Source organism: Streptococcus sp. Marseille-Q7087 (assembly GCF_965111935.1).
In genome coordinates this window covers 1,053,044-1,074,672 of the sequence record NZ_CBCOPJ010000001.1, presented here as the reverse complement: position 1 = coordinate 1,074,672, position 21,629 = coordinate 1,053,044, and the positions used below count along the sequence as shown (strand labels likewise).

Below are 21,629 nucleotides of genomic sequence, written 5' to 3'. Positions count from 1 at the left end.
GAGTTAGTCATGTCAAAAGGATTTTTAGTCTCTCTGGAGGGGCCAGAGGGAGCTGGTAAAACGAGTATTCTTGAAGCTATCCTTCCTATGTTAGAAGAAAAAAATATTGAGGTCTTAACGACACGTGAACCAGGTGGTGTATTGATTGGTGAAAAGATTCGAGAAGTTATTCTGGACCCTAGTCATACTCAAATGGATGCTAAGACAGAGCTTCTACTCTATATTGCTAGTCGTAGACAACACCTAGTGGAAAAGGTCTTACCAGCACTTGCAGCAGGGAAACTGGTCATCATGGATCGTTTTATTGATAGTTCCGTTGCTTATCAAGGTTTTGGTCGTGGTTTAGATATTGAAGCTATTGATTGGCTCAACCAATTTGCGACAGATGGTCTCAAACCAGATTTGACACTTTATTTTGATATCGAAGTAGAGAAGGGGCTTGAACGAATTGCGGCAAACAGTGATCGCGAAGTCAATCGTTTGGACTTGGAAGGTTTAGACTTGCATCGCAAAGTCCGTCAGGGATATCTCTCCCTTCTTGAAAAAGAAGGTGATCGCATTGTTAAGATTGATGCCAGCTTACCACTAGATCAAGTTGTTGAGAATACTAAGAAAGTCTTATTTGACAGAATGGGGCTGCAAGAATGAATCAAGAGGAATTAAAAGCTTGTCAACCACAACAATTTGAACGTTTTGTTCATATCTTAGAACAAAAACAGCTCAATCATGCCTATCTCTTTTCAGGCTTTTTTGGAAGTATGGAGATGGCTTTATTTCTGTCTAAGAGTTTGTTTTGTACTGAAAAACAGGGGGTCTTACCCTGCGAGTCTTGTCGAAATTGTAAGTTGATTGACCAAGAAGAATTTCCTGATGTCACAATTATTCGTCCCATTAATCAGATTATAAAAACAGAAAGAATTAGAGAACTAGTTAGTCAGTTTTCTCAATCAGGGATTGAAAATCAACGTCAGGTTTTTATCATTGAACAAGCTGAAAAAATGCATGTTAATGCTGCTAATTCACTTCTAAAGATTATCGAAGAACCTCAAAGTGAAATCTATATTTTCTTCTTAACCAATGATCAAGAACAAATTTTGCCAACCATTCGAAGTCGGACACAGATTTTCCAATTTAAGAAACAAGTGGCAAATCTTATGGTTGAACTCGAGAAAGCAGGATTAGTCAAAAATAAAGCAAGGCTTTTAGCTGAGTTTAGCCAATCGCAAGCAGAAGCCGAAAAACTGATCAATCAACCTAGTTTTTGGACTTTGGTAGAAGAAAGTGAGCGTTTCTTTGCATGGTTAGAAACTGGGAAAAAGGAAGCGTATTTGCAGGTGGCAAAATTAGCTAGTTTAGCAGACGACAAAGAAAAGCAAGACCAGGTATTTAGAATTCTAGAAGTAATCGCTGGACAAGAGATTCTAAAAAATTCAGCTCGTAGAATCTTGCAAAATCTTGTCGAAGCTAGAAGAATGTGGAAGGCAAATGTGTCTTTCCAAAATGCTTTGGAATACCTCGTTTTACAATAATATAAAGATGAAAACAGAAAAAAGAAAGGGCTGTCTATGAACAAGAAAGAATTATTTGATGCCTTAGATGATTTTTCTCAACAGTTGTTGGCGACCTTGGCAGATGTCGAAGCCATCAAAAAAAATCTCAAAAGTGTAGTAGAAGAGAATACAGCTCTTCGCTTGGAAAATGATAAACTGAGAGAGCGCTTAGGAGAGGAAGAGGATTCTGCTCCTGCAAAGACCAAGCATGTTCGAGAAAATGTTCGTCGAATCTATGAAGATGGCTTTCATGTGTGTCGTGATTTTTATGGACAGCGTCGTGAACAAGATGCAGAATGTATGTTCTGTGATGAGTTGTTGTTTAGGGAGTAAGCATGCAGATTCAAAAAAGTTTTAAAGGTCAGTCACCTTATGGTAAGCTATATCTTGTTGCAACGCCGATTGGAAATCTTGAGGATATGACCTATCGTGCCATTCAGACTTTGAAAGAAGTGGACTGGATTGCTGCCGAGGATACTCGAAATACTGGGCTTTTACTCAAGCATTTTGATATTCCGACCAAACAAATCAGTTTTCATGAGCACAATGCCAAGGAAAAGATTCCTGATTTGATTGATTTGTTGAAACAAGGTCAAAGTATTGCTCAAGTTTCTGATGCAGGACTTCCTAGCATTTCAGATCCAGGTCACGATTTGGTTAAGGCTGCAATTGAAGAGGATATAGCAGTTGTCACAGTTCCAGGTGCTAGCGCAGGAATTTCTGCCTTGATTGCCAGTGGTTTAGCCCCCCAACCTCATATCTTTTATGGATTCTTACCTCGAAAATCGGGACAACAAAAGCAATTTTTCGAATCAAAAAAAGAGTATCCTGAGACCCAGATTTTCTATGAATCTCCACATCGCGTGGCTGATACTCTAGAAAATATGCTAGAGGTCTACGGTGATCGTTCAGTGGTTCTAGTTCGAGAATTGACTAAGATTTATGAAGAATACCAACGTGGAAGTATTACTGAATTATTAGAAAATATTTCTCAAACACCGCTCAAAGGCGAATGCCTTCTCATTGTAGAAGGTGCTAGTCAAGAAGTAGAAGATAAGGATGAGGAGGACTTGTTCTCAGAAATCCAAGAACGTATCCAACAAGGAATCAAGAAAAATCAAGCTATTAAGGAAGTCGCTAAAATTTATCAGTGGAACAAAAGCCAGCTCTACGCTGCCTACCATGAGTGGGAAGAGAATCAATCTAATGACTAAACAGGGAAGTTTGCCTTCTTCCCTTTTTTTGTTATACTAGTAAAAGAAAAAATAGAAAGATTTGTGGGTATCAAACAGTCTAGTAGCTTGTTTTAATTTGGACTTAGTTTGCACCCAAAGAGGTATTAGTGTCATGTCTCAATCTTATATCAATGTTATTGGTGCTGGTTTGGCAGGTTCGGAAGCAGCCTACCAAATTGCAGAGCGTGGTATTCCAGTTAAACTTTATGAAATGCGTGGTGTCAAATCAACACCTCAACATAAAACAGACAATTTTGCTGAGTTGGTTTGCTCAAACTCTTTGCGTGGAGATTCTCTTACAAATGCTGTAGGTCTTCTCAAGGAAGAAATGCGTCGCCTAGGTTCTCTTATCTTGGAATCGGCAGAAGCAACACGTGTTCCTGCTGGTGGTGCTCTCGCGGTTGACCGTGATGGTTTCTCTCAAATGGTCACTGAAAAAATTGCTAATCATTCATTGATTGAAGTAGTTCGTGACGAAATCACAGAATTGCCAACAGATGCTATTACAGTTGTAGCAACTGGTCCTTTAACAAGTGATGCTCTTGCTGAGAAAATTCATGCACTCAATGGAGGAGATGGTTTCTATTTCTACGATGCTGCAGCACCTATTGTTGATGTCAATACCATTGATATGAATAAGGTCTACCTTAAGTCTCGTTATGATAAAGGAGAAGCTGCCTATCTCAATGCTCCGATGACCAAACAAGAGTTTATGGATTTCCATGAAGCCTTGGTCAATGCAGAAGAAGCACCTCTTAACTCTTTTGAAAAAGAAAAGTACTTTGAAGGCTGTATGCCAATTGAAGTCATGGCCAAACGTGGCATTAAAACTATGCTCTATGGTCCTATGAAACCAGTTGGACTAGAATATCCAGAAGATTACAAGGGACCTCGTGATGGAGACTTTAAAACTCCTTATGCAGTCGTTCAGCTTCGTCAGGACAATGCAGCTGGAAGTCTCTACAATATCGTAGGATTCCAGACTCACCTCAAATGGGGAGAGCAGAAGCGTGTCTTCCAAATGATTCCAGGTCTTGAAAACGCCGAGTTTGTCCGTTATGGCGTTATGCACCGCAATTCCTATATGGACTCTCCAAATCTCCTTGAGCAGACTTATCGTTCTAAGAAACAACCAAATCTATTCTTTGCTGGGCAAATGACAGGTGTGGAAGGATATGTTGAATCAGCAGCTTCAGGGTTAGTAGCAGGTATTAACGCAGCTCGTCTTTTCAAGGGAGAAAGCGAAGCTATTTTCCCAGAGACAACTGCAATCGGAAGTTTAGCTCATTATATCACCCATGCTGATAGCAAACACTTCCAACCTATGAATGTCAATTTCGGAATTATCAAAGAATTAGAAGGTGAACGAATCCGTGATAAAAAGACTCGTTATGAGAAAATCGCAGAGCGTGCCTTGTCTGATTTAGAGAAATTTTTATCTGTCTAATTTTTTTGAAAGAATTGCTCATGATACTATAAAAATCTTTGAAATTGTGATAAAATAGGTAGGATAAAAAAAGGAGAGAGAAAATGGTAGAACCTAAGTATAAACGTATCTTAATCAAGCTATCTGGTGAAGCCCTTGCTGGCGAACGTGGTGTCGGGATTGATATCAAAACTGTTCAAAGTATGGCTCAAGAAATCAAGGAAGTTCACGAGTTAGGAATTGAAGTTGCCTTGGTTATCGGTGGTGGAAACCTTTGGCGTGGAGAACCTGCAGCAGAAGCTGGTATGGATCGTGTTCAAGCGGATTACACTGGAATGCTTGGGACAGTCATGAATGCTCTTGTGATGGCAGATTCATTGCAACAAGTAGGGGTTGATACTCGCGTACAAACAGCTATTGCCATGCAACAAGTAGCGGAGCCTTATATTCGTGGACGTGCCCTTCGCCACCTTGAAAAAGGACGTATCGTTATCTTTGGTGCAGGAATTGGTTCACCTTACTTCTCTACAGATACAACAGCAGCTCTTCGTGCAGCTGAAATTGAAGCAGACGCTATTTTGATGGCTAAGAATGGTGTAGACGGTGTCTACAATGCCGATCCTAAGAAAGATAAAACTGCTGTTAAATTTGAAGAATTGACTCACCGTGATGTCATTAATAAAGGACTCCGTATCATGGATTCAACAGCTTCAACTCTATCTATGGATAACGATATTGACTTGGTAGTCTTTAATATGAACCAATCGGGCAATATCAAACGTGTTGTATTTGGTGAAAATATCGGAACAACTGTTTCAAATAATATCGAAGAAAAGGAATAAGAAAAATTATGGCTAACGCAATTGTAGAAAAAGCTAAAGAGAGAATGACTCAATCTCACCACTCACTTGCTCGTGAATTTGGTGGTATCCGTGCAGGTCGTGCTAACGCTAGCTTGCTTGACCGTATTACTGTTGAATACTATGGTGTCGAAACACCTCTGAATCAAATCGCTTCTATCACGATTCCTGAAGCGCGTGTTTTATTGGTAACACCATTTGATAAATCTTCATTGAAGGATATCGAGCGTGCTTTGAACGCTTCAGATCTTGGAATTACACCAGCTAACGATGGTTCTGTTATTCGCTTGGTTATCCCAGCTCTTACAGAAGAAACTCGTCGCGATCTCGCTAAAGAAGTGAAAAAAGTTGGTGAAAATGCTAAAGTAGCTATCCGTAATATCCGTCGTGATGCTATGGATGAAGCTAAGAAACAAGAAAAAGCTAAAGAAATCACTGAAGATGAATTGAAGACTCTTGAAAAAGATATTCAAAAAGCGACAGACGATGCTGTTAAACACATCGACGAGATGACTGCCAATAAAGAAAAAGAAATCTTGGAAGTCTAAGAAATAAACAGAAAAACTCAGTTGGCATTGCTGGCTGAGTTTTATTCGAAAGAAGGAAACATGAATACAAATCTTGCAAGTTTTATCGTTGGACTTATCATCGATGAAAATGACTGTTTTTACTTTGTTCAAAAGGATGGTCAAACATACGCTCTTGCTAAGGAAGAAGGTCAGCATGCGGTTGGTGATACGGTCAAAGGTTTTGCTTACACAGACATGAAGCAAAAACTTCGCTTGACAACTCAAGAAGTGACTGCAACTCAGGACCAATTTGGCTGGGGTACAGTAACAGAGGTTCGTAAGGATTTGGGTGTTTTTGTTGATACAGGACTTCCTGACAAGGAAATCGTTGTGTCACTTGATATCCTGCCTGAACTGAAAGAGCTCTGGCCTAAGAAGGGTGATCGTCTTTATATTCGCCTAGAAGTGGATAAGAAGGACCGTATCTGGGGAATCTTAGCTTATCAGGAAGATTTCCAACGATTGGCACGTCCTGCCTACAATAACATGCAGAATCAAAATTGGCCTGCCATTGTTTACCGTCTCAAATTATCAGGAACCTTCGTTTATTTACCAGAGAACAACATGCTTGGATTTATCCATCCAAGTGAGCGCTATGCAGAACCACGTTTGGGACAAGTTTTAGATGCGCGTGTCATTGGATTCCGTGAGGTTGACCGAACGCTTAATCTTTCTTTAAAACCACGATCTTTTGAGATGTTAGAAAATGATGCCCAAATGATCCTGACTTACTTGGAAAGCAATGGCGGTTTCATGACCCTGAACGATAAGTCATCACCTGATGATATCAAGGCTACTTTTGGTATTTCAAAAGGTCAGTTTAAAAAAGCTCTTGGTGGTTTGATGAAGGCTGGCAAAATCAAGCAAGATCAGTTTGGTACCGAATTAATTTAGGGAGGCTTATGAGAAAATCATTTTATACTTGGCTCATGACCGAGCGCAATCCTAAAAGCAATAGTCCCAAAGCAATTTTAGCGGATCTGGCTTTTGAGGAGTCCGCCTTTCCGAAACATACAGATGATTTCGATCAAGTGAGTCGTTTTTTAGAGGAACATGCTAGTTTTTCCTTTAACTTAGGTGATTTTGACCGTATCTGGCAGGAATATTTAGAACATTAAACCTGCTAGGGATGTTAGGGATAGCAATTTCTAAAAGCCTTTGTTATAATAAAAAGAAATTAAAGTATGAGAGAGGTTCTTTATTTGAAGGAACATTCAATAGATATTCAGCTGAGTCATCCAGATGACTTGTTTCACCTTTTTGGTTCTAATGAACGCCATCTTCGCTTGATGGAGGATGAGTTAGATGTCATCATCCATGCCCGTACAGAGATTGTCCAAGTCTTGGGAGGGGAGTCTGCGTGTGAGGAAGCACGGCAAGTTATTCAAGCCTTGATGGTTTTGGTGAATCGTGGGATGACTGTCGGAACTCCTGACGTGGTGACAGCTATCAATATGGTTCGAAACCATGAAATTGATAAATTTGTCGCCCTTTACGAAGAAGAAATTATCAAGGATAATACTGGTAAACCAATTCGTGTGAAGACCTTGGGGCAAAAACTCTATGTCGATAGTGTGAAGCACCATGATGTAACCTTTGGAATTGGCCCTGCTGGTACAGGGAAGACCTTCCTTGCAGTGACTTTGGCTGTGACAGCTCTCAAGCGTGGACAGGTCAAGCGTATTATCTTGACTCGACCAGCAGTGGAAGCGGGCGAGAGTCTAGGATTTCTTCCAGGTGATCTCAAGGAAAAGGTAGATCCTTATCTTCGACCTGTCTATGATGCCTTGTACCAGATTCTAGGAAAAGACCAAACGACTCGTCTCATGGAACGTGAAATCATTGAAATCGCTCCACTTGCCTATATGCGTGGACGTACTTTGGATGATGCCTTTGTCATCTTGGATGAGGCGCAAAATACGACCATCATGCAGATGAAGATGTTTTTGACACGTTTAGGATTCAATTCTAAAATGATTGTCAATGGAGATATCAGTCAGATTGACTTGCCGCGGAATGTTAAGTCAGGTTTGATTGATGCTCAGGAAAAACTCAAGAACATTCACCAGATTGACTTTGTACACTTCTCGGCCAAGGATGTGGTCCGACATCCAGTCGTTGCTCAGATTATTAGAGCATATGAACCGCTAGCTGCTAAGGCTGAAGAAAACCAAGAAGAAACTGAATAAGAAAAAGAGCAGTTGAAAAACTGCTCTTATTTTTTTGAATATCTTATTAAACAAGTTCACTAATAGGTGTATAGTCACGTTCTAAACCTTCCGCAACTGGTTGACTAGTTAGTTGACCTTGATAAGTTGTAACCCCTTCACGCAAACCATCATCTTCAAGAATCGCTTTCTTAAAGCCTTTTTCTGCCAAGGCTTCAATATAAGGAAGTGTCACATTTGTGAGGGCGATGGTAGATGTACGTGCAACTGCACCAGGAATGTTGGCAACAGCATAGTGAAGAACCCCATGTTTTTCATAGACAGGTTCATCGTGAGTTGTAACGCGATCAGCTGTTGCAATAACACCACCTTGGTCGACAGCGACGTCAACGATGACAGAACCAGGACGCATTTGTTGAACCATGTCATCTGTTACCAATTTCGGAGCTTTGGCACCAGGAATCAAGACAGCACCAATCACAACATCTGCTTCACGAACACTTGCTTCGATATTAAATGGGTTAGACATCAGAGTTTGAATTTGGTGACCAAAGACGTCTTCTAGGACTGCTAGGCGTTTGGCGCTGATATCAAGAATAGTTACTTGCGCTCCCAAACCAAGAGCGATACGAGCTGCATGTGTACCAACCACACCACCACCAATGATGGTTACTTTTCCTTTTGGAACACCTGGTACACCACCGAGTAAGACCCCTGAACCACCAGCTTGTTTCGTCAAGAAGTGAGCTCCGATTTGTACAGCCATACGACCTGCAACCTCACTCATTGGGACGAGGAGAGGAAGTTGTCCTTCAGTATCACGAACAGTTTCATAAGCGACACCAGTTGTTTTAGATGCAAGCATAGCATCTGCTAATTCTGGAGCGGCGGCCATGTGCAAGTAGGTGAAGAGAAGTAAATCCTCACGCAAATATTGATATTCACTAGCAAGTGGTTCTTTCACTTTAACAACTAACTCTGCAGCCCAAGCCTCAGCAGCTGTAGCAACAATCTCAGCACCTTGTTTTTCATAGTTGGCATCTGTAAATCCTGAACCAAGCCCAGCATTTGTTTCGATGAGGACACGGTGGCCACGACCAACGAGACTCTGTACACCAGCTGGTGTCAAAGCAACACGATTTTCATTATTTTTAATTTCCTTAGGAATTCCAATTAACATAGATATAACTCACTTTCTATCAGACAGTTTCAGTTTTATATCACATTTTTTTGATTTTTTGTGATGATTTTATTGTATATGAAACCGCTTTAAATTGCAAGAAAAACTTGTAAACTTATTTTCAGAAATCTTGACCAAGGAAGACTATTTTGCAAATAAGTAAGCAGTTGAAAAGATTTTTTAGCTGTTTTTTTCTTTCTCTTACGAATAAGTTAAGAGAGGAGAAAATATGGAAGTACTTATTGAGAAAATCAAAGAATATAAAATCATTGTTATCTGTGTTAGTTTGGGCTTGGTCTTGGGTGGATTTTTTCTCCTCAAGCCAGTCGCTCAAGCCCCTGCTAAAGAAACAAAGGTGCAAACAGAACTTACAAATGTTTCGAAGGATTCGACGGATGAAAAGGAGGATGGGAATCATAAGGAAGAAGCAGTGGAGCAAGATTTAATTACTGTTGATGTCAAAGGGGCTGTTAAATTGCCAGGGATTTATGATTTGCCAGTAGGTAGTCGCATCAATGATGCTGTCCAGAAAGCTGGTGGCTTGACAGATAATGCCGATAGTAAGTCTATCAATCTAGCCCAGAGAATTAGTGACGAAGCACTAGTCTATGTTCCGACCAAGGAAGAAGCTACCAGTCAAGAATCACAATCAAATACCTCTAACAACAAGGAAAGTAAGAAAGTCAATCTCAATAAAGCCAGTTTAGAGGAACTTAAACAAGTTAAAGGATTAGGTGCTAAACGTGCTCAGGATATCATTGACCATCGTGAATCCAACGGTAAGTTTAAGTCAGTTGATGAGCTTAAAAAGGTTTCTGGTATTGGTGCAAAAACGATAGAAAAGTTAAAAGAGTATGTCACAGTGGATTAATCGTTTTCCCATCCCAAAAATCTATCTTAGTTTTCTTTTGCTATGGCTCTACTATGCAATATTTTCAGCAAATTTCTTAGCACTTTTGGGCTTTGTCTTTTTACTAGTATGCCTCTTTTTCCAATTTCCATGGAAGACTGTGGTCAAGGTCCTATTGGTTTGTAGCCTATTTGGGAGCTGGTTTGTATTTCAAAAATGGCAGCAAGAAGAAGCTAGTCAACATCTAGTCAATACAGTTGATACAGTCCGAGTCTTACCGGACACCATCAAGGTAAATGGTGATAGCTTGTCTTTTCGTGGCAAGGCTGATGGTAGACTCTTTCAGGTCTATTATAAGCTCCAATCAGAATCTGAAAAAGAAAAATTTCAGCAGTTGTCTGATCTGCATGAAATGGTTATGAAAGGCAAGTTAGCTAGTCCTCAAGGGGCAAACAATTTTGCTGGTTTTGATTATCGAAACTATCTCAAAACGCAAGGAATTTATCAGACCTTAACTATATCCGAAATTGTTGAATTAAAGCAAACAAGTAGTTGGGATATCGGAGAAAATCTATCAAGTTTGAGGAGAAAGGCAGTTGTCTGGGTTAAACGAAATTTTCCTGATCCTATGCGTAACTATATGACCGGTCTTTTATTGGGACATTTAGACACAGACTTTGAGGAAATGAATGAACTTTATTCCAGCTTAGGGATTATTCATCTTTTTGCTTTGTCTGGAATGCAGGTCGGATTTTTCATGAATGCTTTTAAAAAGTCACTCTTGCGATTGGGCTTGACGCAAGAGAAGTTAAAATGGCTAGCTTATCCATTTTCTTTGTTTTATGCAGGCTTGACAGGATTTTCAGCTTCAGTTATTCGTAGTCTTCTACAAAAGCTAGTGGCTCAGCATGGCTTCAAATCATTGGATAATTTTGCTTTAACGATTCTTGTTCTATTTCTTATCATGCCGAACTTTTTCTTAACTGCTGGGGGAGTTCTTTCCTGTGCTTATGCCTTTATTCTGACAATGACTGGTGAGGAAGTAGCAGGGATAAAAGGTCTGGTTAGAGAGAGTTGCATTATTTCTTTGGGAATTTTGTCAATTTTATCTTTCTACTTTTCTGAATTTCAACCGTGGTCTATTCTCCTAACTTTTGCCTTTTCTTTCTTGTTTGACATGGTCTTATTGCCACTTTTATCGATTCTCTTCTGTCTGTCATTTATATATCCCAACACCCAGTTCAACTTTCTCTTTGAATGGCTAGAAAATATCATACGCTACATTTCTCAGCTATCTACAAGGCCTCTTGTTTTTGGTCAGCCGAGTCTTTGGATTTTAATCCTTCTTTTGATTACTTTAGCTCTCATCTATGACTATCGAAAGAATTTGAAAAAAATACCTATGCTTGTCATAGTTGCCATCTCATTCTTTTTAGTAACCAAGCATCCACTAGAAAATGAAATCACAGTCCTAGATATGGAACAGGGACGAAGTATTTTCCTAAGAGACATGACAGGAAAGACCATACTACTGGATGTCGGAGAAAAGTCTGAAACTGAAAAGAAAGAAACCTGGCAGGAGAGGGTTTCCTCTAGCAATGTCAAACGGAGTTTAATCCCTTATCTGAAAAGTCGAGGAGTGGCCAAGATTGATCAACTTGTTTTAACGAAAAGTGAACCTAAGCAACTAGATCATGTGTTAGAAATTAGTAAAGCCGTCGAGCTTGGAGAGATTCTAGTAACTGAAGAAACTTTATCTAAGAGAGAATTTATGGATAAACTGAAGGAAACCAAAATCAAGGTAGCTGCTATTAAAACAGGGCAGCAGTTGTTTATTTTTGGGAGTAGTTTGGAAGCATTCACTAGCCAAAATAGCGATAAAAAGGATTCAATGGTCTTGTATGGAAAGTTACTAGATCAAACCTTTCTAGTTACTGGAAATACAGAGGAGAAGTTCTTAGCAAACTCTTATCCAAAACTCCAAACAGATGTAGTGATAACTCATCAGGAAACAGCTAAGAAAAAGAATGATGTCGAAGTCTTCAAAACCTTACAACCTAAAATCACGGTCATTTCAGTAGACAAGAAGAAAAAATTTAAAGAAAAAAATGGGGAGAATAACCATGAACTTGGGAATTCGATTTACAAAACGGACCAAAAGGGAGCCATTCGTTTTAAAGGTTGGAGTACCTGGCAAATAGAAACAGTTCGATGAACTTAGAGTTTCAAGAAAATTAGAATTGTCTAAACAATCAATCAAAACTTGATTTTAGAACCTTTTTGCTATAAAATGGTAAAGATTAGTGTCAAACTTTTATATTGCAAATAGGAGAAAACATGACAAAAACTTTGAAACGTCCTGAGGTTCTATCACCTGCAGGAACACTTGAAAAACTAAAAGTAGCTGTTCAATATGGAGCAGATGCTGTCTTTATCGGTGGTCAAGCCTATGGTCTTCGTAGCCGTGCAGGGAACTTTACTTTCGAACAAATGGAAGAAGGAGTACAGTTCGCAGCTAAGTACGGTGCTAAGGTTTATGTAGCTGCTAATATGGTCATGCACGAAGGAAACGAAGAAGGGGCCGGTGAATGGTTCCGTAAGTTGCGTGACATAGGTATTGCGGCTGTTATCGTGTCTGACCCTGCCTTGATCATGATTGCTGCAACAGAAGCACCAGGACTTGAAATCCACCTTTCAACCCAGGCTAGTGCGACTAACTACGAAACCCTTGAATTCTGGAAAGAACTTGGCTTGACGCGTGTCGTTTTGGCGCGTGAGGTTTCTATGGAAGAATTGGCAGAGATTCGCAAACGTACAGATGTTGAAATCGAAGCCTTCGTACATGGAGCTATGTGTATCTCCTACTCTGGTCGTTGTACTCTTTCTAACCACATGAGTATGCGCGATGCCAACCGTGGTGGATGTTCACAATCTTGTCGTTGGAAATACGATCTTTACGACATGCCATTTGGTAAGGAACGTAAGAGTCTCAAGGGAGAAATTCCTGAAGAATTCTCAATGTCAGCTGTTGATATGTCTATGATTGACCATATCCCAGATATGATTGAAAATGGCGTAGACAGTCTTAAGATTGAAGGTCGTATGAAGTCCATTCACTACGTTTCAACAGTAACAAACTGCTACAAGGCTGCTGTTGATGCCTATCTCGAGAGCCCTGAAAAGTTTGAAGCGATCAAGCAAGACTTGATTGATGAAATGTGGAAGGTTGCCCAACGTGAATTGGCTACAGGTTTCTACTACGGAACACCATCTGAAAATGAACAGCTTTTCGGTGCTCGTCGCAAGATTCCAGAATACAAGTTTGTTGCTGAAGTAGTAGCTTATGATGATGCGACACAAACAGCAACTATTCGCCAACGTAACGTTATTAACGAAGGTGACCAAGTTGAGTTTTACGGTCCAGGTTTCCGTCATTTTGAAACCTACATCGAAGACCTTCATGATGCCAAAGGAAATAAAATCGACCGTGCACCAAACCCAATGGAACTCTTGACCATCAAGGTTCCTCAACCAGTAGAAGCAGGTGATATGGTCCGTGCTTTGAAAGAAGGCCTGATCAATCTTTACAAAGAAGATGGAACAAGTGTCACAGTTCGTGCCTAGATAAGGAAAAAGAATGGTTCAAGCTCAGGGATTACTAGTAGATCATGAAAGCAGATGTGTTCATTACCATACTGATAAGGATATCGTAGCCCTGCAGTGCTATGAGTGTAAGAAATACTATGCCTGTTATCAGTGTCATGATGAACTAGAGTCGCACGTATTTTCTCCCTATCCTTTAAGGCTGAAAGAGGATAAACCTATCTTATGTGGATCCTGTGGGAAAACACTAACGTATGAAGAGTATACAGAGACGGGCACTTGTCCTTATTGTGCAGCACTCTTTAATCCAGCTTGTCAAAATCATTACTCAATTTATTTCAGATAAGAACTGACAAAACCGAGTTGTAAAACTCGGTTTTTTGTTTTCAGAAAACAAGGAAAGGTAGTGAAAGTGGTATGAAATAACAATAAAATTTTCTATATACTGTCTTGAAAATCGTAAAATTAGAAATAAATGATTCGAAACGCTTTCATTACTAGTAAAAAGTTGACAAAAGCAAATTTTAGGACTAAACTAGGGAGGTAAAATTAATTTAAAAAAGGAGAATTCGTCATGAATTTAACATTTTTCGGACTTTGTCTTGCCTGTATGGGTGTATCTATTGCTGAAGGAATGATTATGAGTAATCTCTTCAAGTCTGCAGCTCGTCAACCTGAAATTATTAACCAATTACGTAGCCTTTTAATTCTTGGTGTTGCCTTTGTAGAAGGTACCTTCTTTGTAACCCTAGCGATGGCATTTGTCATTAAATAGACAACTCTATTTAGAAATGGAGGTGTCAAACCATGGAAGAAAGTTTGAATCCAACCGTTAATATTGGACCAATATCCTTTGATTTGACCCTGCTTGCCATGTCTCTTGTAACTGTTTTGATGGTTTTTGCCTTTGTCTACTGGGCAAGTCGAAAAATGACCATCCGTCCAAAGGGCAAACAAAATGCTCTTGAGATGATTTATGACTTTGTGGTTAGTTTTGCAAAACCAAACATTGGAGATTCATACATCAAGGACTATTCCTTGTTCCTATTTTCTCTATTCTTGTTTATCTTGGTAGCCAATAATATTGGCTTAATGGCAAAGGTACAAACAACAAACGGTTATAACTTGTGGACTTCTCCAACAGCCAACCTTGGATACGATTTATCCCTCTCATTATTGATCACTTTGATCGCGCATGTAGAAGGAGTTCGTCGTAGAGGCGTTAAAGAATATTTGAGAGCATTTGTTACACCTGGCTTCATGACTCCGATGAACATTTTAGAAGAGTTCACCAATTTTGCCTCCTTGGCGATTCGGATATACGGAAATATTTTTGCCGGTGAGGTTTTAGCAGGATTGCTATTGGCCTTGTCACAACATGCCTTGTATTGGTATCCTTTTGCCTTTATTGCAAACATGTTATGGACAGCCTTTTCGATTTTCATTTCATGTATTCAAGCTTATGTATTTACCATGTTGTCATCTATGTACATTGGTAAAAAAATAAATGAAGGGGAAGAGTAAGTAGAGGAGGATTAGAAGATGGATTTAACTATTAGTACCATTATTGGTGACTTTATTCTGATCGCTGGTTCCTTCCTTTTATTGATCTTTTTAGTGAAGAAATATGCTTGGGGAAATATTACCAGTGTCTTAGATGAACGCGCTGAAAAGATTTCTTCAGATATTGATGGTGCCGAGGAAGCCCGTAAAAAGGCAGAGGAACTTGCTAGCAAACGCGAAGCTGAGTTAGCAGGTAGCCGTACCGAAGCTAAAACTATTATCGAGAATGCAAAGGAAACAGCTGAGAAAAGTAAAGCTGATATTTTGGCTGAAGCTAAACTTGAAGCAGGGCGCTTAAAAGAAAAAGCCAACCAAGAAATTGCTCAAAATAAAGCTGAAGCTTTACAAAGCGTTAAGGGAGATGTAGCTGATTTAACAATTAGTCTAGCTGGAAAAATCATCTCTCAAAACCTTGACAGTCAAGCCCATAAAGAACTCATTGATCAGTATATCGATCAGCTAGGAGAAGCTTAATGGACAAAAAGACTCTAAAGGTAATTGAAAAATACAGCATGCCTTTTGTCCAATTAGTGATTGAAAAAGGAGAAGAAGATTCTATTTTTTCAGACTTGTCTCAAATCAAGCAAGTAGCTGAAGAAACAGGCTTACCTTCTTTTTTAGCTCAGGTGGCAGTAGATGAGTCGGATAAAGAAAAAACGGTTCGTTTTTTCCAAGACTCTGTGTCACCTTTAGTGCAAAACTTTATCGAGGTTCTACTTTACAATTACAGATCAAACCTATTTTATGATGTGATAGTAGATTGCTTGAATCGTCTTGAAAAAGAAACCAATCGTTTTGAAGTGACTATTTTGTCTACACATCCTTTGACTAATGAACAGAAAGAACGACTAATTCCTCTAATCGAGAAAAAGATGTCTCTAAAAGTTCGTAGCATTAAGGAAAAAATTGACGATAGTTTAATCGGTGGTTTTGTTATTTTTGCCAATCACAAGACAATTGATGTGAGTATTAAACAACAACTTAAAGTTGTTAAGGAAAATTTGAAATAGAAAGTGGTGTTCTTTTGGCAATTAACGCACAAGAAATCAGCGCTTTAATTAAGCAACAAATTGAAAATTTCAAACCCAATTTTGATGTAACTGAAACAGGTGTTGTAACCTACATCGGTGACGGGATTGCACGTGCACATGGTCTCGAAAATGCTATGAGTGGTGAGCTGTTGATTTTTGAAAATGGCTCTTATGGTATGGCGCAAAACTTGGAATCAACAGACGTCGGTATTATCATCCTCGGGGACTTTACAGATATCCGTGAAGGCGACACTATTCGTCGTACAGGGAAAATCATGGAAGTTCCAGTTGGCGATAGCTTAATTGGACGTGTTGTCGATCCACTTGGTCGTCCTGTAGACGGACTTGGTCCAATCGACACAAACAAAACTCGTCCAGTTGAAGCACCAGCTCCTGGTGTTATGCAACGTAAGTCTGTATCAGAACCGTTGCAAACAGGTTTGAAAGCTATTGACGCCCTTGTTCCAATCGGTCGTGGCCAACGTGAGTTGATCATCGGTGACCGTCAAACAGGGAAGACAACTATCGCTATTGACGCTATCTTGAACCAAAAAGGTCAAGATATGATCTGTATCTATGTAGCGATTGGTCAAAAAGAATCAACAGTTCGTACACAAGTAGAAACACTTCGCCAGTACGGAGCCTTGGATTACACAATCGTTGTGACAGCCTCAGCTTCACAACCTTCTCCATTGCTCTTCCTTGCACCTTATGCAGGGGTCGCTATTGCAGAAGAGTTCATGTACCAAGGGAAACATGTGTTGATCGTTTATGATGACTTATCTAAACAAGCGGTAGCTTATCGTGAACTTTCTCTCTTGCTTCGTCGTCCTCCAGGTCGTGAAGCCTTCCCAGGGGATGTCTTCTACCTTCACAGCCGTCTACTTGAGCGTTCTGCTAAGGTTTCAGATGAGCTTGGTGGTGGATCTATCACAGCTCTTCCATTTATCGAGACACAAGCTGGAGATATCTCAGCTTATATCGCCACAAACGTAATCTCTATTACGGATGGACAAATCTTCCTAAGTGATAGTCTCTTTAATGCGGGTATTCGTCCGGCTATTGATGCAGGTTCTTCTGTATCTCGTGTTGGTGGTTCTGCTCAGATTAAAGCCATGAAGAAGGTTGCTGGTACTCTTCGTATCGACCTTGCTTCATACCGAGAGTTGGAAGCCTTCACCAAATTTGGTTCAGACTTGGATGCAGCGACACAGGCTAAATTGAACCGTGGTCGTCGTACTGTAGAAGTATTGAAACAACCTGTTCATAAACCACTACCTGTTGAGAAACAAGTAACCATTCTGTATGCCTTGACTCATGGATTCTTGGATACTATATCAGTTGATGATATTGTTCGTTTTGAGGAAGAATTCCATGCCTTCTTTGATGCGCAACATCCAGAGATTTTGGAAACTATTCGTGAAACAAAAGACTTGCCAGAAGAAGCAGTCTTGGATGCTGCGATTACTGAGTTTCTCAACCAATCCAGCTTCCAATAAGAATAGAGGTGTCAGATGGCAGTATCTCTAAATGATATTAAAACAAAAATCGCCTCAACGAAAAATACTAGTCAAATTACTAACGCGATGCAGATGGTTTCTGCAGCTAAGTTAGGTCGTTCTGAAGAAGCTGCACGCAACTTCCAAATCTATGCTCAAAAAGTTCGCAAACTCCTTACAGATATCCTTCACGGAGATGGCGCTGGCGGATCAACGAATCCAATGTTGATTAGTCGCCCTGTCAAAAAAACAGGCTATATCGTTATCACATCTGACCGTGGTCTTGTTGGAGGATATAACTCTTCAATCTTGAAGGCTGTCATGGAACTGCAACAAGAATACCATCCTTCAGGTGATGATTTTGAAGTCATCTGTATCGGTGGTATGGGAGCAGACTTCTTTAAAGCTCGTGGTATTCAGCCAATTTATGAATTGCGTGGTTTAGCAAGTCAACCAAGCTTCGATGAAGTTCGTAAGATTATCTCAAAAACCATTGAAATGTATCAAAATGAACTTTTCGATGAGCTCTATGTTTGCTACAACCACCATGTGAATACACTGACAAGTCAAATGCGTGTTGAGCAGATGCTTCCAATTGTCGATTTGGATCCAAATGAAGCAGATGATAACTACAGCTTGACTTTTGAGCTTGAAACAAGTCGTGAAGAAATCTTGGATCAACTATTGCCACAGTTTGCAGAAAGTATGATTTACGGTGCTATAATTGATGCCAAGACAGCTGAAAATGCGGCAGGGATGACGGCAATGCAGACAGCAACAGATAATGCTAAAAAAGTTATCAATGATTTGACTATCCAGTATAACCGTGCCAGACAGGCGGCGATTACACAAGAAATTACAGAAATCGTAGCAGGAGCTAGTGCTTTAGAATAGGCTCTAGTCCAGCTCGTATGAAAATGAACTTATACTCAATGAAAATCAAAGAGCAAACTAGGAAGCTAGCCGCAGGCTGTACTTAAGTACGGTAAGGCGACGCTGACGTGGTTTGAATTTGATTTTCGAAGAGTATTAGGACCTAGTTGAGCTAGGAACCGACAGTATCTTATACAGAATAGGAGAAGTAGATGAGTTCAGGTAAAATTGCTCAGGTTATCGGTCCCGTTGTAGACGTCATGTTTGCAGCAGGTGAGAAACTACCAGAGATTAATAATGCACTTGTCGTCTACAAAAATGACGAAAGAAAAACAAAAATCGTCCTTGAAGTAGCTTTGGAGTTGGGAGATGGTATGGTTCGTACTATCGCTATGGAATCAACTGATGGCTTGACCCGTGGTTTGGAAGTATTGGACACAGGTCGTCCAATCTCAGTACCAGTTGGGAAAGAAACTCTAGGACGTGTCTTCAACGTTTTGGGAGATACCATTGACTTGGAAGCTCCTTTTGGTGAAGATGCAGAGCGTCAGCCAATTCATAAAAAAGCACCAACTTTTGATGAATTGTCAACCTCTTCAGAAATTCTAGAAACAGGGATCAAGGTTATCGACCTTCTTGCCCCTTACCTTAAAGGTGGTAAGGTCGGACTCTTCGGTGGTGCCGGAGTTGGTAAGACCGTATTGATCCAAGAATTGATTCACAACATTGCCCAAGAACACGGTGGGATCTCAGTATTTACTGGTGTTGGGGAACGTACTCGTGAAGGGAACGACCTCTACTGGGAAATGAAAGAATCAGGCGTTATCGAAAAAACAGCCATGGTATTTGGTCAGATGAATGAGCCACCAGGAGCCCGTATGCGTGTTGCCCTTACTGGTTTGACAATCGCTGAATACTTCCGTGATGTAGAAGGTCAAGACGTTCTTCTCTTCATTGACAACATTTTCCGTTTCACACAAGCTGGTTCAGAAGTATCTGCCCTTTTGGGTCGTATGCCATCAGCCGTTGGTTACCAGCCAACACTCGCAACTGAAATGGGTCAATTGCAAGAACGTATCACTTCAACTAAGAAGGGGTCTGTAACCTCTATCCAGGCCATCTACGTGCCAGCGGATGACTATACTGACCCAGCGCCAGCAACAGCTTTTGCTCACTTGGATTCTACAACAAACTTGGAACGTAAATTGGTTCAATTGGGGATTTACCCAGCCGTTGACCCACTTGCTTCAAGTTCACGTGCCTTGGCACCTGAAATCGTTGGAGAAGAGCACTATGCAGTAGCTGCAGAAGTGAAACGTGTGCTTCAACGTTACCATGAGTTGCAAGATATCATCGCCATCCTTGGTATGGATGAACTTTCTGATGAAGAAAAGACTTTGGTTGCTCGTGCGCGCCGTATTCAGTTCTTCTTGTCACAAAACTTCAACGTTGCGGAACAATTTACTGGTCAACCAGGATCTTATGTTCCAGTAGCTGAAACAGTTCGTGGATTTAAGGAAATTCTTGACGGTAAACACGATCACCTTCCAGAAGATGCCTTCCGTGGAGTAGGTTCAATCGAAGATGTTATTGCTAAGGCTGAAAAAATGGGATTTTAAGAGGTGATCTATGGCTCATTTAACTGTCCAGATCGTGACACCAGATGGCCTCGTCTATGATCACCATGCCAGCTTTGTATCGGTACGAACTCTGGATGGTGAGATGGGGATCTTGCCACGACATGAAAATATGATTGCGGTTCTAGCAGTTGATGAAGTAAAGGTTAAACGCATCGATGATGATACTCATGTGAACTGGATAGCAGTAAACGGAGGAATCATTGAGATTGCTAATAATGTCATTACCATTATTGCTGACTCAGCTGAACGTGCGCGCGATATTGATGTTAGTCGTGCAGAACGTGCTAAACTTCGTGCAGAACGTGAAATCGAAGAAGCACAAGACAAACACTTAATCGACCAAGAGCGCCGTGCTAAAATTGCATTGCAACGTGCTATTAACCGTATTAATGTCGGAAATAAATTATAAAAAAAATGAACTTGTTTAATCAAGTTCATTTTTTATTATGCCTTATTTAGTAAAACTAATGCAGACTGCTTCAGGTACCTGGAATTCATTAGAAAGTTCAGCAAGTCTACCAGTTTCAGGATTGCGTTTAAAAACGGTAGCATTATCAGAATCCTGGTGAACAGCGATAAGGAATTCTTGGTCAGGTGATAAATCAAAATCACGTGGATTTTTCCCATGCGTTGGAACAATCTCTAATAATTCTAAGCTTCCATCTGCTAAAATGCTATAAACAGCGATAGAATCATGGCCTCGATTAGAAGCGTAGAGGAATTTACCATCTTTAGAGAGACGAATAGCGGCAGTTCCATTGAAACCATCATAGTCATCTGGTAGGGTTGAGATGACCTGCATTTGTTCAAATTCTCCAACACCATCGTAAATCAATACTTCAATCGTACTGTTGAGTTCGCAAATGAGATAAGCAATCTTGTAGTGGTGGTGGAAAACAAGGTGACGAGCCCCAGCACCAGGATTAGAATTGTAGGTTGCTAATTTCTTTAATTGTCCTTCTGGACTAACATCGTAGGTAGTAACTTGGTCAGTACCTAAGTCACAAGTTACTAAATATTGGTCTGGTGTTAAATCTGTGTAGTGTACGTGAGGAGAAGCTTGGTTTTCATGTGGTCCGTGGCCAGTATGTTGGTCAATGTCTGCCAGTTCAAGACTGCCATCTTCTTTACGTTTATAGACTAGAACTTGACCTTTATGATAGTTAGCGCCATAGACTAGCCCTCGTTTCTCATCAACTGCAACATAACAGTGAGGAGCCCCATCTTCAACGACATGATTAAGGAGACTACCATCAGTTTTGTAGGCTGCAATTCCACCTTTGCCATCATGGCTTCCAACTGTGTATAAATGCTGGTCTTGATCAAAGGCCAAATAGGTTGGACTTGGTTCTAATGCAAAGAGCTCTAGATTTGAGAGTTTGCCTGTTTCCGTATCAAAATCAGCCTTGTAAATCCCTTGGGAAATACGGCGTGTATAAGTTCCAAAATAGACTGTTTCTTTCATATTCATACCTCTAGAAAAATATACTTCAATTATAACATAAAAAGGTCTACTTGATGAAAATTCTAATTCATAAAACGGTCCTGGACTCTTGCCAAAAAGCTAAATTTATCCTTTTTT

At 40.2% G+C, this 21,629-nt stretch carries 24 protein-coding genes; 22 read left to right on the top strand and 2 right to left on the bottom strand.

Features of this window, described 5'->3' with window-relative positions; genetic code table 11:
• The first annotated feature begins 9 nt into the window (after positions 1–9).
• The 10 genes from tmk to ACWPVF_RS05520 all read left to right on the top strand — a co-directional run bounded on the left by tmk (position 10) and on the right by ACWPVF_RS05520 (position 7,829).
• Positions 10–648: a dTMP kinase gene (tmk, locus tag ACWPVF_RS05565; RefSeq protein WP_414307467.1), complete on the top strand. Its 639-nt coding sequence runs from the start codon at positions 10–12 to the stop codon at positions 646–648.
• Positions 645–1,529, top strand: a complete 885-nt coding sequence (locus ACWPVF_RS05560; RefSeq protein ID WP_045615081.1) for a DNA polymerase III subunit delta' — start codon at positions 645–647, stop codon at positions 1,527–1,529. Before tmk ends, ACWPVF_RS05560 begins: the two co-directional genes overlap by 4 nt.
• A gap of 36 nt (positions 1,530–1,565) precedes the next feature.
• Positions 1,566–1,883: a DNA replication initiation control protein YabA gene (yabA, locus tag ACWPVF_RS05555; RefSeq protein WP_016465702.1), complete on the top strand. Its 318-nt coding sequence runs from the start codon at positions 1,566–1,568 to the stop codon at positions 1,881–1,883.
• Positions 1,884–1,885: 2 nt separating this feature from the next.
• Positions 1,886–2,764, top strand: coding sequence for a 16S rRNA (cytidine(1402)-2'-O)-methyltransferase (gene rsmI, locus ACWPVF_RS05550; RefSeq protein WP_414307466.1), 879 nt, complete (start codon positions 1,886–1,888; stop codon positions 2,762–2,764).
• A 133-nt stretch (positions 2,765–2,897) separates the two neighbouring features.
• A complete protein-coding gene (trmFO, locus tag ACWPVF_RS05545) occupies positions 2,898–4,232 on the top strand; it encodes a methylenetetrahydrofolate--tRNA-(uracil(54)-C(5))-methyltransferase (FADH(2)-oxidizing) TrmFO (RefSeq protein ID WP_414307465.1) in 1,335 nt (444 codons plus the stop codon).
• Between the two features lie 83 nt (positions 4,233–4,315).
• Positions 4,316–5,053, top strand: a complete 738-nt coding sequence (gene pyrH, locus ACWPVF_RS05540) for a UMP kinase (protein ID WP_414307464.1) — start codon at positions 4,316–4,318, stop codon at positions 5,051–5,053.
• 8 nt (positions 5,054–5,061) lie between these two features.
• Entirely contained in the window at positions 5,062–5,619 is a 558-nt protein-coding gene (gene frr / locus ACWPVF_RS05535; protein WP_178894893.1) for a ribosome recycling factor, read from the top strand.
• A 60-nt stretch (positions 5,620–5,679) separates the two neighbouring features.
• Positions 5,680–6,534, top strand: coding sequence for an RNA-binding virulence regulatory protein CvfB (gene cvfB / locus ACWPVF_RS05530; protein WP_414307463.1), 855 nt, complete (start codon positions 5,680–5,682; stop codon positions 6,532–6,534).
• Between the two features lie 8 nt (positions 6,535–6,542).
• Positions 6,543–6,758, top strand: a complete 216-nt coding sequence (locus tag ACWPVF_RS05525; protein ID WP_001232086.1) for a YozE family protein — start codon at positions 6,543–6,545, stop codon at positions 6,756–6,758.
• Positions 6,759–6,842: 84 nt separating this feature from the next.
• The gene (locus tag ACWPVF_RS05520; protein ID WP_414307674.1) at positions 6,843–7,829 is read left to right on the top strand and encodes a PhoH family protein; all 987 of its coding nucleotides are present in this window, start codon (positions 6,843–6,845) and stop codon (positions 7,827–7,829) included.
• Between the two features lie 46 nt (positions 7,830–7,875).
• Here the strand turns inward: ACWPVF_RS05520 and ald are convergent, their stop codons facing one another.
• Positions 7,876–8,988 carry an alanine dehydrogenase gene (gene ald, locus ACWPVF_RS05515; protein ID WP_414307462.1) on the bottom strand — a complete coding sequence of 371 codons (1,113 nt, stop codon included), beginning with the start codon at positions 8,986–8,988 and terminating at the stop codon, positions 7,876–7,878.
• A gap of 229 nt (positions 8,989–9,217) precedes the next feature.
• Here ald and ACWPVF_RS05510 point away from each other — a divergent pair, with 229 nt between their 5' ends.
• The 12 genes from ACWPVF_RS05510 (at position 9,218) to ACWPVF_RS05455 (ending at position 20,456) form a co-directional block, all read left to right on the top strand.
• Positions 9,218–9,859 carry a helix-hairpin-helix domain-containing protein gene (locus ACWPVF_RS05510; RefSeq protein ID WP_414307461.1) on the top strand — a complete coding sequence of 214 codons (642 nt, stop codon included), beginning with the start codon at positions 9,218–9,220 and terminating at the stop codon, positions 9,857–9,859.
• A complete protein-coding gene (locus ACWPVF_RS05505) occupies positions 9,843–12,053 on the top strand; it encodes a ComEC/Rec2 family competence protein (RefSeq protein ID WP_454385135.1) in 2,211 nt (736 codons plus the stop codon). Before ACWPVF_RS05510 ends, ACWPVF_RS05505 begins: the two co-directional genes overlap by 17 nt.
• A gap of 122 nt (positions 12,054–12,175) precedes the next feature.
• Positions 12,176–13,462, top strand: a complete 1,287-nt coding sequence (locus ACWPVF_RS05500; protein ID WP_075228700.1) for a peptidase U32 family protein — start codon at positions 12,176–12,178, stop codon at positions 13,460–13,462.
• 13 nt (positions 13,463–13,475) lie between these two features.
• Entirely contained in the window at positions 13,476–13,787 is a 312-nt protein-coding gene (locus tag ACWPVF_RS05495; protein WP_414307458.1) for a CHY zinc finger protein, read from the top strand.
• A 228-nt stretch (positions 13,788–14,015) separates the two neighbouring features.
• Positions 14,016–14,216: a F0F1 ATP synthase subunit C gene (locus tag ACWPVF_RS05490; protein ID WP_045591509.1), complete on the top strand. Its 201-nt coding sequence runs from the start codon at positions 14,016–14,018 to the stop codon at positions 14,214–14,216.
• 32 nt (positions 14,217–14,248) lie between these two features.
• The gene (gene atpB / locus ACWPVF_RS05485) at positions 14,249–14,965 is read left to right on the top strand and encodes a F0F1 ATP synthase subunit A (RefSeq protein WP_004253312.1); all 717 of its coding nucleotides are present in this window, start codon (positions 14,249–14,251) and stop codon (positions 14,963–14,965) included.
• Between the two features lie 18 nt (positions 14,966–14,983).
• On the top strand, positions 14,984–15,478 hold the full coding sequence (atpF, locus tag ACWPVF_RS05480) for a F0F1 ATP synthase subunit B (RefSeq protein WP_004253314.1): 495 nt from the start codon (positions 14,984–14,986) through the stop codon (positions 15,476–15,478).
• A complete protein-coding gene (locus ACWPVF_RS05475; protein WP_454385132.1) occupies positions 15,478–16,014 on the top strand; it encodes a F0F1 ATP synthase subunit delta in 537 nt (178 codons plus the stop codon). The genes atpF and ACWPVF_RS05475 overlap by 1 nt, the downstream gene beginning before the upstream one ends.
• A 14-nt stretch (positions 16,015–16,028) precedes the next feature.
• Positions 16,029–17,534: a F0F1 ATP synthase subunit alpha gene (gene atpA, locus ACWPVF_RS05470; protein WP_414307456.1), complete on the top strand. Its 1,506-nt coding sequence runs from the start codon at positions 16,029–16,031 to the stop codon at positions 17,532–17,534.
• A 15-nt stretch (positions 17,535–17,549) separates the two neighbouring features.
• Complete coding sequence (locus ACWPVF_RS05465; RefSeq protein ID WP_004253324.1) at positions 17,550–18,428, top strand: F0F1 ATP synthase subunit gamma; 879 nt, start codon at positions 17,550–17,552, stop codon at positions 18,426–18,428.
• 191 nt (positions 18,429–18,619) lie between these two features.
• Positions 18,620–20,026 carry a F0F1 ATP synthase subunit beta gene (gene atpD / locus ACWPVF_RS05460; protein WP_373074602.1) on the top strand — a complete coding sequence of 469 codons (1,407 nt, stop codon included), beginning with the start codon at positions 18,620–18,622 and terminating at the stop codon, positions 20,024–20,026.
• Between the two features lie 10 nt (positions 20,027–20,036).
• Positions 20,037–20,456, top strand: coding sequence for a F0F1 ATP synthase subunit epsilon (locus ACWPVF_RS05455; RefSeq protein ID WP_006148659.1), 420 nt, complete (start codon positions 20,037–20,039; stop codon positions 20,454–20,456).
• Between the two features lie 42 nt (positions 20,457–20,498).
• Here ACWPVF_RS05455 and ACWPVF_RS05450 read toward each other — a convergent pair whose 3' ends face one another.
• Entirely contained in the window at positions 20,499–21,512 is a 1,014-nt protein-coding gene (locus tag ACWPVF_RS05450) for a lactonase family protein (RefSeq protein ID WP_454385129.1), read from the bottom strand.
• Positions 21,513–21,629 lie beyond the last annotated feature (117 nt).